Here is a 12,397-nt window from a genome sequence, read left to right as displayed (position 1 = left end):
GATCTGCCCGATCGTGAAGTTGGCTTGTGACACCCTACCGACGATTGCGTCAACGACTGTAACATCACTGGTGAGACCCCGAGGCTTGGAGCGCAAACCCATGACCACGACCGGCACCGACCTGCTCGCCACCCACCGCGAGCGACTCGACGATGCCCTGAAAGCGATCCACGGGCGCGGCTACTTCTCCGCGTTCCCAGAGTCGCCCAGCCCACGGGTGTACGGCGAGACCGCGGCCGCCGACGGCAAGACGGCGTTCGAGGCTCATCTGGGTACGACGTACGCCGTCGAGACACCGGGTTCCCGGGGCACGGTCGTCACCGAGCAGTCGCCGTACGGGATCACCATGGACGTCTCCTACCCGCGGACGGTCGAGGACGGGCTGGATGACCTGCTCGCGGCGGCCCAGCAGGGTCTCGCGGACTGGCGCCGGGCCGGCATCGACGCCCGCACCGGGGTCACGCTGGAGATCCTCGACCGGCTGCACAAGCGGGTCTTCGAGCTGGCCAACGCGGTCCAGCACACCAGCGGTCAAGCGTTTGTGATGGCGTTCCAGGCCGGCGGCGCGCATGCGCTGGACCGGGCGCTCGAGGCGGTCGCGTACGCGTACGAGGAGATGAACCGCTACCCGGCCGAGGCGGTTTGGGAGAAGCCCGCCAAGGGCGACCCGATCCGGATGGAGAAGACGTTCACCGTCACCGGCCGCGGCGTCGCGCTGGTCATCGGCTGCAACACCTTCCCGACCTGGAACTCCTGGCCCGGCCTGTTCGCCTCCCTCGTCACCGGCAACGCCGTGGTGGTCAAGCCGCATCCGCTCGCGGTCCTGCCGCTGGCGATCACGGTCGACGTCTGCCGCGAGGTGCTCGCCGAGGCCGGCTTCGACCCGAACCTGGTCACCTTGGCCGTCGAGCGGGCCGGCGACGGCCTGGCCAAGCCGCTCGCGACCCGGCCCGAGGTGAAGCTGATCGACTTCACCGGCGGGACCGAGTTCGGCGAGTGGCTGGAGCAGAACGCGACCCAGGCGACCGTGTTCACCGAGAAGGCCGGCGTCAACGCGGTCATCATCGACTCCACCGACGCCTTCAAAGCACTGACAGGGAACCTGGCCTTCACCCTGTCCCTCTACTCGGGCCAGATGTGCACGACCACCCAGAACCTCTTCGTCCCGGCCGGCGGGATCGAGACCGACGAGGGACACAAGTCCTTCGAGGAGGTCGGCGCCGGGATCGCCACAGCGATGAGCAAGCTGCTCGGCGACGACGCGCGCGCGGTCGAGATCCTCGGCGGCATCGTGAACCAGGCCGTGATCAGCCGGCTCGAGCTCGCCCCGGAGTACGGCGACGTCGTCCTGGAGTCGCGCGCGATCCAGCACCCGGCCTTCCCGGACGCGGTGGTCCGCACGCCGCTGCTGGTCGCGATCGAGGCCAAGGACGCCGAGGTGTACGGGCGCGAGTGCTTCGGGCCGGTCTCGTTCCTGGTCAAGACGGCCGACACCAACGAGTCGATCGAGCTGTTCCGGACCACGGTCACCGAGGGCGGCGCGATGACGGCCGGGATCTACTCGACCGACGCGAAGGTGCTCGACGAGGCGCGCGAGGCCGCACTCGACGCCGGCGTCGCCCTGTCGGAGAACCTGACCGGTCAGGTGTTCGTCAATCAATCGGCTGCTTTCAGCGATTTCCACGGTACTGGCGCGAATCCGGCCGCCAATGCGACATACACCGACGGCGCTTACGTTGCGAGTCGCTTCCGCGTCATTCAATCTAGGCGTCATGTCTGAGGCCATGGATCCGGAGAACCTGCGCGAAGCGCTCACCTACTACGACAGCTGGCTGGCGTTCAACCAGCGCTATCAGCGCATACCCGGAGTCCAGGCTGCCGTGTTCGCCGGAGACGGGATCGCCTTCTCCGCGGCGTACGGTCTGGCGGACGTGGAGAACGCCGTACCGCTGACCGAGCAGCATCTGTTCCGGATCGCGTCGCATTCGAAGACATTCACCGCAACTGCGGTGTTCCAGCTCGTCGAACAGGGGCGGCTGCGGCTGGACGACAAGGCGTCCCAGCACGTCACCGAGATCGTCGGTACGCCGCTGGGCGAACGGACGATCCGGGAGCTGCTGGCACATGCCGGCGGTATCACCCGCGACAGCCTGGACGCGGACTGGTGGCAGCTCGCCACCAGCTTCCCGGACCGGGACGAGTTGCTCGCGATCCTGCGGCTCGACACCTCGGTCGTCGTACCGGAGAACGATCGCTTCAAGTACTCGAACATCGGCTACGGCCTGCTCGGTCTCGTCGTCGAGGCGGCTGCCGGGACGTCGTACAACGCGTATGTCCAGACCGCGATCGTGGACAAGCTCGGGCTGACCGGCCTCGGTCCGGAGCTGGATCCGGCCCGGCTGAGCGAGTACGCCGCGGGCTACAGCGCGCTGTCGTACGCTGACCAGCGGGTGCCGATCGAGCACGTCGACACGCGCGCCCTGGCCTCGGCGACCGGGTTCTTCGGCAACGCGCGCGACCTGGTGACGTACTTCTCCGCTCACCTGCCCGGTGACGACCGGTTGCTGTCGGACAAGTCGAAGCGGGAGATGCAGCATCCGCTGTGGTCGACCGGCCGGGACGAGAACTCGCGGTACGGCCTCGGCCTGGGCGTGTCCAAGGTGGGCGAACGCGACCTCTTCGGCCACGGCGGCGGGTATCCGGGCCACATCACCCGGACGCTCGTCGACGGCGAGCGCAGGCTGGTGGTGTCCGTGCTGACCAACACGATCGACGGTACGGCGGGCCCGCTCGCGGAGGGCGCGCTCAAGCTGATCGACCTGGCCTCGTCGAAGGAGCGCGGTGACGCCACCGGCCTGGCCCGCTTCACCGGCCGGTTCGCGAACCTGTGGGGCGTGACCGACTTCGCCCTGCTCGGCGGCCGCCTGTACGCGACCGACCCGGCGTCCCCGGATCCGACCACCGAGCCCCAGCCGCTCGAGGCCGACGGCGACACCCTCCGCGTCACCGGCGGCTCCGGCTACGGCTCGTACGGCGAGTCCTATCGCTTCACCTTCGACTCCGACGGCCAGGTCGAGACGATCCGCGGCTCCAGCGGCCTCACCCTCCACCCCCTCGACCGCTTCACCCTCCCGGACCGCGTCACGAGGACCTAAGTACCGTGCCCGTATGACGATCCACGGCGATCACCCGTTCTTGCCGCCCGAGTCCGAGCGGAGTCCGGTACGGCGGTTCCGCGGGCGACTGCCGTCGCCGGTCGGCCTGTGGACGACGGCGTACGACGGGGAGCGCGCCGGGCTCACCGTGTCGTCGATGCTGGTCGCCGACGGCGAGCCGGGGTTCGTGATCGGGTTGATCGACGCGGAGTCGGACCTGTGGGAAACGTTGCGTCAGGCAAGGACTGCGGTCGTGTCGTTGCTCGGCGCGCCCCATCAACAGCTCGCGGACGCGTTCGGATACGTCGCTCCCGCACCGGGTGGACCGTTCCGCCTGATCGACTGGACCGACACCGAGTGGGGTCCCGCGCCGGTCGGTGTCAGCACCTGGGCCGGGTGCACCCTGGTCACCCCCGATCCGCCCGAGGTCGGCTGGGCGCTCCAGGTCCAACTGGAGATCGCCCACGTCGAACTCACCCCCGACGAGATCCCACCCCTGGTCCACCGCCGAGGTCGCTACGTCACGATCTAAGGTGACCTCATGCGTGCCACCACGATTCATGCGCCGTACGACATCCGGCTGGAAGACGTGCCGGATCCGACGATCGACGGGCCGACCGACGCACTGGTGAAAGTCGTTGCCTCGTGCATCTGTGGGTCCGACCTGTGGCCGTACCGCGGGGAGAACAAGGTCACCCCGGGCCGGCGGATCGGGCACGAGTTCGTCGGCATCGTCGAGGAGATCGGCGGCGACGTACGCACGGTCAAGCCCGGCGACTTCGTCATCGCGCCGTTCGTGGTGAGCGACGGCACCTGCCCGCACTGCCTGGCCGGCTACCAGACCGCCTGCCAGAACATGGTCGGCTACGGCAGCGACCAGGCCGACGGTGGCCAGGGTGAGTACGTCAAGCTCCCGTACGCCGATGGCACGCTGGTGGCAACGCCCGAGGTGCCGGACGATTCGCTCGTCCCGTCACTGCTCACACTCTCCGACGTGATGGGCACCGGCTGGCACGCCGCCCGGGCCGCTCGCGTGAAGGCGGGCGACACGGTCGTCGTGGTCGGCGACGGTGCGGTCGGGCTGTGCGGCGTACTCGCGGCTGCACGGATGGGTGCCGAGCGGGTGGTCGCGATGTCGCGGCACGAACCCCGGCAGAAGCTTGCGGCGGAATTCGGTGCCACGGACATCATTTCCGAACGTGGTGATGCCGCGCGGGACGCCGTACTGGAACTGACCGATGGGGTCGGGGCGGACGCCGTACTGGAATGTGTCGGGACCGGACAGGCGATGACGACCGCGTTCGACGTCGCCCGGGCCGGGGCCACGGTCGGCTTCGTCGGCGTGCCGCACGGGGTCGAGGCGCCGATCCCGACGATGTTCCGGCGCAACGTCGGACTGGCCGGTGGAGCGGCGCCGGTGCGGGCCTATCTGCCGGATCTGATGGCCGACGTGCTGGCCGGTGAGATCAACCCCGGAAGGGTCTTCGACTCGGAGTTGCCGCTGGCAGAAGTGGCCGAGGGCTACAAAGCCATGCACGAACGGCGGGCCATCAAGGTTCTGCTGCGTCCCTGAATGAACAGCGCGACTGCGCGCGGTGCTCGATCGCGCGTCGAATGTGCGCGCTCTCACACCATCGAAGGACTCGTGGTCACGTCTGCGCAACGCGCCTGCGCGGAGCGTTGACACTCGGCGCGCGGCGTGCCCAGAGTTGCACCGTCAAGGGGGCATCGTTGTCACAGGCGGCTCCATCCAATGATCGGAGAGTGAATCATGCGTGGTGGTCTGAGTAAGACCCTGGCGCTGGTGGGTGCAGCGGGTCTTCTCGCAGTCAGCGCCTGCGGGAACAGCGACGACAACAGCAGCGGCGGCGGGGACTCGTCCGCGAACAAGGACGTCACTGTCTTCACCTGGTGGGCCGACGGTGGTGAGAAGGCCGGTCTGGACGGCCTCGTGTCGGTGTTCGGCACCGACTGCAAGGACTTCAAGTTCGTCAACTCCGCGGTCGCTGGTGGCGCCGGGTCGAACGCGAAGCAGGTGCTGGCCAACGACCTGCAGGCGGGCAAGCCGCCGTCGACGTTCCAGGCGCACGCCGGTGCGGAGCTGAAGGACTACATCAACGCCGGTCAGGTCGACGACGTCAGTCAGCTGTACAAGGACTACGGGCTGGACAAAGCCTTCCCGCAGAACCTGGTGGACAACCTGACCGTCGACGGCAAGATCTACTCGATCCCGGCCAACATCCACCGGGCGAACGTGGTCTGGGCCAACCCCGCCGTGCTGAAGAAGGCCAACATCGACGGTGCCACCGCGCCGGCCACCGTGGACGCGTGGATCGCGGACATGGAAAAGCTCAAGGCCGCCGGTGTGAAGGCGCCGCTGGCCATCTCCAAGGGCTTCGCCCAGGAGATGCTGGTCGAGGCCGTGCTGCTGGCCGATCTGGGCGCGGACAAGTTCAAGGGTCTGTGGGACGGCAAGACCGACTGGTCCGGTGCGGACGTGACTGCCGCGCTGAACAAGTACAAGACGCTGCTGACCTACACCAACGCCGACCGCGAGGCGATCGACTGGCCGGACGCGCTGGGGTACGTGAACAAGGGCCAGGCCGGCTACACGCTGATGGGTGACTGGGTCGCCGCGCAGCAGTTGGCCGACAAGGTGCCGGACTCGGCGTACACCTACTGGCCGGCGCCGGGTACCGCGGGCAACTTCCAGTTCCTGGCGGACTCGTTCACGCTGCCGACCAACGGCGCGGACCCCGACGGTGCGAAGTGCTGGCTGAAGACCGTCGGTTCGGCCGAGGGCCAGAAGGCGTTCAACACCAAGAAGGGCTCGATCCCGGCCCGCTCGGACGCCGACCCGGCGGACTACCCGAAGTACCAGCAGGGCGCGATGGCGGACTGGAAGAAGGACACGATCGTCCCGTCCTGCGCTCACGGTGCTGCGTGCACGCTGGGCCAGAACAACGACATCCTGTCCGCGATCAGCCAGTTCAGCGGTAGCCCGGACGTCGCCAAGCTGCAGACAGCGCTCGGTAACGCGATGAAGACGAGCTGATGCGCTGCGAGTTGAGGACCGGTCACGTGGTTGTCGTCGTGGTGGAGGGCTGAGCATGCACGGAAGAATCCGCACCTGGGGACCCGGTGCCCTGGTGCTGCTGCCGACGGTGCTGCTGCTCGGGTACTTCGTGTACGGGCTGATCGCCTGGACGTTCAACACGTCTCTGACCGATCGGCACACCGCCCGCAAGGGCTCGGCGGACTACGTCGGGTTCGAGAACTACACGAACCTGTTCCATGAGGACCGGTTCCTCAACTCGCTGAAGAACCTCGGCGTGCTCACGGTGCTGTTCATCGTGGGCACGCTGATCTTCGGCCTGGTCTGGGCGCTGCTGCTGGAGAAGGGGGTCACCGGCGAGGGCGTGTTCCGGTCGATCTTCCTCTTCCCGATGGCGATCTCGATGATCGCCTCGGGTGTCGTCTGGGGCTGGTTGCTGAACCCGTCCCAGGGTGACGACGCGCGCGGGCTGAACCGGCTGTTCGAGCTTCTCCAGCTGCATTTCCTGGAGAATGCCTGGTGGACCGCCGGAAGCAGATGGACGACGATGGCTTCCATCGCCCTGCCTGCGGTCTGGCAGCTGTCCGGATACATCATGGCGCTGTTCCTGGCCGGTTTCCGGGGCATCCCGCCGGAGCTGCGCGAGGCGGCGCGGGTCGACGGTGCGTCGGAGTTCAAGCTGTACCGGCACGTGCTGTTCCCGCAGCTGTCGCCGATCGCGCTGTCGGCGCTGATCATCCTCGGCCACATGTCGCTCAAGCTGTTCGACCTGATCTACGCGATCACCGGGCCGAACCAGTTCCGCACCGAGGTGCCCTCGATCCTGATGTGGAACACCTTGCTGCGCGGCGACCAGGCCAAGGCGGCCGCGATCGCGATCGTGATGCTCGCGGTCGTCGCCGTACTCGTCATTCCGTACGTCGCGTACACCGTCCGGCAGGAGACCAACGAATGACCGCCGTCGATGCCGCCACCGGCACCACTGCGGCAGCGATCCGTCACAAGCCACGGACCGGTGCCGATGGGACGACCCGGCTGAGCCGGTCGATCAAGTACCTCCTGCTGCTGCTCTTCCTGCTGTTCGTCCTCATCCCGGTGTACGTCGTGGTGGTCGGCAGCTTCAAGACGTCCAGTGACACCACTGCCGCCGCGCAGTGGAACTTGCCGCAGGTCTGGACGCTGGAGCCGTGGAGCAAGGCCTGGGACGTACTGCAGCCGTACCTCGTCCGGTCGCTGTCGCTGGCGATCCCGGCCGCGATCATCTCGTCGATGATCGGGTCCGTCAACGGGTTCGTGCTGGCGCGCTGGCGGTTCCCGGGCGCGAACATCGTGTTCGCGTTCATCCTGTTCGGGATGTTCATCCCCTACCAGGCGGTGATGCTGCCGCTGCGGGTGACCTTCACCGACCTGAACGTCACCCGGGGTATTCCGACGCTGATCATCGCGCACTGCATCTACGGCATCCCGATCTGCACGCTGATCTTCCGGAACTACTACGCGACCATCGTGCCGAACGAGATCATCGAGTCGGCCCGGGTGGACGGCGCGGGGCTGGTCCAGACCTATGCCCGGATCATCCTGCCGATCTCGATCTCCGGGTTCGTGGTGACGCTGATCTGGCAGTTCACCTCGGTCTGGAACGACTTCCTGTTCGCCCTGTTCCTCACCACGCAGCAGAACGGCCCGGTCACGCTGGGCCTGGCCGCACTGGCAGGCGGGCAGAAGGTCGACTACGCGGCCAGCATGGCGGGTGCGCTGATCTCGTCGTTCCCGACCCTGCTGGTCTACATCCTGCTGGGCCGCTGGTTCATCGGCGGCCTGATGGCGGGCGCCCTCAAGGGCTAGGCGGTCAGGTGTGGTCATGGGGCCGGGAGCCAAGGCCCCATGACCCGCCGTGCCGGAGGCGCGGCCAAAGGCACAGTTGTCCACAGGACGCGCGCAGGGGCCTGCGGGGGACTGTCGCCGGACGGTAACCTCACGAACGTGACCAAGTCTCCCCGCGGCCGGGACGGACGACGCAGCCATCTGCGGCTGGTCGGCTCGACACCCGGCTCACCCCACGGACCGACGGCAGGTGTCGATGTCGACATCACGCCCAGCGTCGCCGTGCTGGAGACCCTGCAGGAAACGCTCTCCCTCGACCTCGCCGCCGCGCCCCGCGCACTGCACCCGGTGATCGCCGAGGCCTCGGTCGCGCGATCGGCCGCGATGCTCGCGGACCAGTTGTGGCCGGCCGGGCGTCCGGACGAGATCGGCGAGGTGGAGCGGTTCTTCTGGGCCGACGCCGCCCGGGTGCTCGGTGAGCGCCGCGATGTGGACTCCTTCGTGCTGTTGACGAGCCTGGCCCGCACGGTCGGTCCGGCCGGGCGGCTGCCGCTGCAGCGGGCCCATCTGTCCCGCTTGCGCACACAGGCCGAGGTGCCGGAGTGGGTGACCCGGATCGCCGGGTTCCGGCTGACCAGCGCGATCGTGTCGGAAGACATCACCGGCGACGGATTGAGCGTCGTGCTCGACTACGACGACGAGCAGCATCCGCACACCGTGGTGGTCTTCATCGACAACAACCTCGGCGCGATCGTGAAGGACGTGTTCGTCGGGCCGCCGGTGGATCGGGTGCTGGAGGCGTATCAGCGCGGCGGCCGGGTGACGATCCGGACCGTGCGCCCGTCGACCGCGGCCGGGATCATCCTGCAGGCGCTCGGCGAGACTGATGACTACGACGATCCGCCGGTGAGCGAGGACTTCGAGTTCTTCTCCGGACTGCTGGTGAACCGGCTGACGCAGTTGCCGGAGCGCCCGATCAGGCCGCCGATCCGGCCGTTGCTGTCACCTCGGCAGCGGGATCATCTGGTCGACGAGTTCCTCGAATCGCGGCACGCCATGGGGTTGTCGGAGGACGCCGCGGACATCATCCGGTTGTGGATCGACCACGCGGTGGATCACACCGTCGGCGGTCCGTTGCGGGTGAGCGCCGTACTGGTGGAGCTCTTCCTGGCGCACTGGTTGCCGCGCAAGGTGCTCGCCGACAGCACTTACTTCGAAGCGGTTCCAGTGGCGGTGAAGGCGTGGCTGGAGTTCGCCGGGGAGCGGACCCACCTGCCGCTGGACGCCATCGACGAGGCGGTCGACGCGGTGGACGTCTGGACGCCGGCTCTGGAGGCTGCCGCGATGATCGACCCGATCGGCTCCAAGCCGGGCGAGCGGGTCTTCCTCGACGACACCACCAACGACCTGGAAGACGCCTACCGAGCGCTCTCCGGCCTGGGTTCACCACCGCAGCCGGACCTGCACGGCCTGGACAAGTCCCAGGCCGCCACCCTCTCGGTCCTGGCCCCACACGCCTGGCTGATGGCCGGCGAGACGTTGGGCAACGCCTACGCCCCCGACGCCTTCGACATCGCCGAGCGCCTGGTCCGCGACGCCCCCGACCTCCTCACCAAGGCCCGCCTCTCGACCTGGCCCCGCGCCATCGTCTGGCTCCTGGCCCACCGCCACCGCCTCGTCGGCCCCGGCGAGACCCTGACCCCTTACGCCCTGGCCGCCGACCTCTCCTCGTCCCCCGCCACCCTCCGCAAAACCGCCAAACTCCTCACCGACACCCTCATCCTCCCCCGCTAAGATCCCCGCACTCCCTCACGATGTAAGGCCGATATCGTGCTCAAGTCGCGACACTGCCTTGTTGACGATCGTGAAGAATGTCGCATTGACCTGCTTATCGCTCATAGCCGATACCCGCCCGATGCCAAGGTCTAGGAGGGCGGTGCGCCTTTCATCGATCGTATATGTATCGAAGTTCGGCACATACTTTGATCCAGAACGCGGGTGGCGAATTTCCCAATAGGCTCGCAAGAATCTCTTGGGGGTGAACTGCTTAGCAAGGCCGAATCTCTTAGCGAAGCGAGTGACGGTCGCATCAAGTTTGTTCAGCAATATCAGGTCATCCATCTGTCGGTAGTACTGTAACCAGCCGCGGGCAGCGGTCTTGTAGATGCAGCCGCTGATTGTGAGGTTCACTTGCCACAAGCATCTCTGGAACGCGAGATGTTCTTCGCTCGGACGCTCCTGGCTGTGTTTCTTGTAGGCTGTGAATGCTCGGGCGAGCGACGATTCAATTCGCGCAACACTCGACTGACGTACCGTGGTTAATCCTGGGTGAAATTTGTACCCTAAGTAGTCAAATCCGTCTGCCACCGGACCGTGAGAAGATTTGCCACCCTTGGGTGATGAATGATGAGCCTCTAGGCCTAGCATCCTCAGGCGATCAACACAGTCCGTCTCGATCGATTTAGAGGCTGCGTCTTGGCACAAGATGAGTATGTCGTCGACAAACCGAACGTAGGCGACATCGTGTCGAGCATCGAAGATCCGGTCAATGTCCGCCAAGATTAGCTCGGCGAGTGGGTTCGAAATCGCTAATCCTTGAGGAACTCCGTGCTTGTTCCGGCCGCTCGCGGGGCGCTTCGGTGAACCGTCGGGCACCGTCGGTGTCTCAAGAGCGTCTCGTAGAGCTTGAGCGATGACCTTCTTTCGCACTTTGCCGCTCAGCGCTTTGAATAGATCGCTATGTCGGATCGAAGGATAGAAGTTCTCTATATCAATGCGGATATACGTGTCAAACTGGCCAGAATCAAGATAGTTTCGGACGTTCTGGACCTTTGCCTGCGGAATTTCGCCGCGAGTGCCCGGATATATCTCAATGATCAAATTGGCCAATGCGCGAAGGACGATCCGGTCTCTTGCGGTCGGCACGGCGATTTCACGGGGCGGTTTGCCTGGACCCTTGGAAACGAGCAGCAAGCGGTACTGCGTGAAGCGAAACGTTCCCGATCTCAAGTTGCGCGACAAGCTACTGCAGATGGCTCGGATCTCGTCCCGCAAGGCGGGTCCGTCTATGCCATCGCGCCCACGGGCATTGCTGGACTCAACATGATCCCTGTAGATTCGCCGAAGATTTCTGGGTGCGGTTACGCTCTGAAATACTCTGGCTGCGTTCCTACCAGCCATTGACGATCCATTGGACGAATGGAATCACGATCAGGATCGGTGCGATGATGGATAGGTATGGAGCGAGCGTGATCGCTGTGTCGCGCCTTTGTTCGCCGCGAAGGCTCTTCACCTTGGAGGTTCGCCCATAGTCACCTTGGGAATGATTTTCCGAGGATTCTACCGCAATGCCATACTCCCGTTGGAGCGTGAGGAAGGCCTTCTCAGTTAGCTCCATGGTCCCAAGCCTGAGGTTCTCGGCATCCATAGAGATCTGCTGGATGCGTTTGTAGTTCGCCTCCATGCTCCGGCTTCGAGCGCCATAGTTCATGTTCGCCACGACGAGCGACGCGACCAGGGCAAGGATGGCAAGTGCCGCGAGGAGCGTCTCGCCTCGTTCGCCATACATGGCGGCGTCGCTCAGCAGGCCGACGGAGGCAATCGTAGTTGCTGTTGAGAGGGCAATCAGAGATGCATTCCAGGCGTTGTTCCTGCTGCTCAGACGATGATGCGCCGCGAGCCTCGATTTGTAGGTCTTAAAGGCTCTCTCCTCAAGCCGCTCGACCGCATCGGCCAAGTTTCCAGAGTGAGTTGGTCCGGCCACTGGCCGCTTTCGACCGCGTCGCAAATCAATCACCGCCCATGAAGAGCCTCACCTCAAGAGGTGAACGACAAAAGTCGCCATTATCAGTTCTGCCCGACCCGCCGGGGTCGAGCGAGTGGCCGGACCGAGGTGGAGTCTACACACCACGAGACGTTTCCCGTAATCGGATCAGAATAGGTGGCGGTCAATCGCTTGTATCACGGGATTCAAGCGTGGCAATTGGATACCCAGTTGCTTGTAATCAGCGTTATGTAGTAGCAGGCTCAGGTGCGGGCTCATCAGATCTCCGGCGACAGATCATGACGGTGGCGTACGCAAGGGCTCGTGTCCGAGTGCCCGGTCGTAGGCGGCATGGGCCGCGTTGGAGTCGCCAGAAGCGAAGCGAGTTCAGAAGTGGATCGCGTCCTGCAGGTTGCAGGTGTTCGGGTCCGCGAAGCGGTCGCGCTCGACTTGCTCGCGGATCGGCCCGGGATCGCGCAGGTCCGTGACTAGCACCTTGGCAAGCTGCGCGTCCATATCGCCACGGGAGAGACGGAGGTTCGTGATGCTCGTCCGTCAGCGAGGTCGCGACGGCCGGTCATGATCCAGCCGGCGCGAACG

At 65.7% G+C, this 12,397-nt stretch carries 11 protein-coding genes; 8 read left to right on the top strand and 3 right to left on the bottom strand.

Features of this window, described 5'->3' with window-relative positions:
- The first annotated feature begins 100 nt into the window (after positions 1-100).
- The 8 genes from paaN to OG876_RS10390 all read left to right on the top strand — a co-directional run bounded on the left by paaN (position 101) and on the right by OG876_RS10390 (position 9,828).
- On the top strand, positions 101-1,780 hold the full coding sequence (gene paaN, locus OG876_RS10425) for a phenylacetic acid degradation protein PaaN (protein WP_328524596.1): 1,680 nt from the start codon (positions 101-103) through the stop codon (positions 1,778-1,780).
- Positions 1,773-3,155 (top strand): serine hydrolase domain-containing protein, encoded by a 1,383-nt coding sequence (locus OG876_RS10420; RefSeq protein ID WP_328524595.1) that lies wholly within the window; start codon positions 1,773-1,775, stop codon positions 3,153-3,155. Before paaN ends, OG876_RS10420 begins: the two co-directional genes overlap by 8 nt.
- Positions 3,156-3,168: 13 nt before the next feature.
- Positions 3,169-3,687 (top strand): flavin reductase family protein, encoded by a 519-nt coding sequence (locus tag OG876_RS10415; protein WP_328524594.1) that lies wholly within the window; start codon positions 3,169-3,171, stop codon positions 3,685-3,687.
- Between the two features lie 9 nt (positions 3,688-3,696).
- A complete protein-coding gene (locus OG876_RS10410; protein ID WP_328524593.1) occupies positions 3,697-4,728 on the top strand; it encodes a zinc-dependent alcohol dehydrogenase family protein in 1,032 nt (343 codons plus the stop codon).
- Positions 4,729-4,926: 198 nt separating this feature from the next.
- Positions 4,927-6,210: an ABC transporter substrate-binding protein gene (locus OG876_RS10405; RefSeq protein ID WP_328524592.1), complete on the top strand. Its 1,284-nt coding sequence runs from the start codon at positions 4,927-4,929 to the stop codon at positions 6,208-6,210.
- Between the two features lie 55 nt (positions 6,211-6,265).
- Complete coding sequence (locus tag OG876_RS10400; RefSeq protein ID WP_328524591.1) at positions 6,266-7,165, top strand: carbohydrate ABC transporter permease; 900 nt, start codon at positions 6,266-6,268, stop codon at positions 7,163-7,165.
- On the top strand, positions 7,162-8,055 hold the full coding sequence (locus OG876_RS10395) for a carbohydrate ABC transporter permease (RefSeq protein WP_328524590.1): 894 nt from the start codon (positions 7,162-7,164) through the stop codon (positions 8,053-8,055). Before OG876_RS10400 ends, OG876_RS10395 begins: the two co-directional genes overlap by 4 nt.
- Before the next feature lie 138 nt (positions 8,056-8,193).
- Positions 8,194-9,828, top strand: a complete 1,635-nt coding sequence (locus OG876_RS10390; protein WP_328524589.1) for a hypothetical protein — start codon at positions 8,194-8,196, stop codon at positions 9,826-9,828.
- Positions 9,829-9,843: 15 nt separating this feature from the next.
- Here the strand turns inward: OG876_RS10390 and OG876_RS10385 are convergent, their stop codons facing one another.
- From OG876_RS10385 to OG876_RS10375, 3 genes are all read right to left on the bottom strand, one after another.
- Entirely contained in the window at positions 9,844-11,088 is a 1,245-nt protein-coding gene (locus OG876_RS10385; RefSeq protein WP_328524588.1) for an RNA-directed DNA polymerase, read from the bottom strand.
- A gap of 115 nt (positions 11,089-11,203) precedes the next feature.
- Entirely contained in the window at positions 11,204-11,770 is a 567-nt protein-coding gene (locus OG876_RS10380) for an SLATT domain-containing protein (RefSeq protein WP_328524587.1), read from the bottom strand.
- 414 nt (positions 11,771-12,184) lie between these two features.
- Positions 12,185-12,313 (bottom strand): hypothetical protein, encoded by a 129-nt coding sequence (locus OG876_RS10375; protein ID WP_328524586.1) that lies wholly within the window; start codon positions 12,311-12,313, stop codon positions 12,185-12,187.
- Between the last annotated feature and the right edge of the window lie 84 nt (positions 12,314-12,397).

Source organism: Kribbella sp. NBC_00359 (assembly GCF_036097425.1).
GTDB lineage: Bacteria > Actinomycetota > Actinomycetes > Propionibacteriales > Kribbellaceae > Kribbella.
Note: the sequence above shows the minus strand (reverse complement) of the source record. Positions and strands in the feature narration are given on the sequence as shown.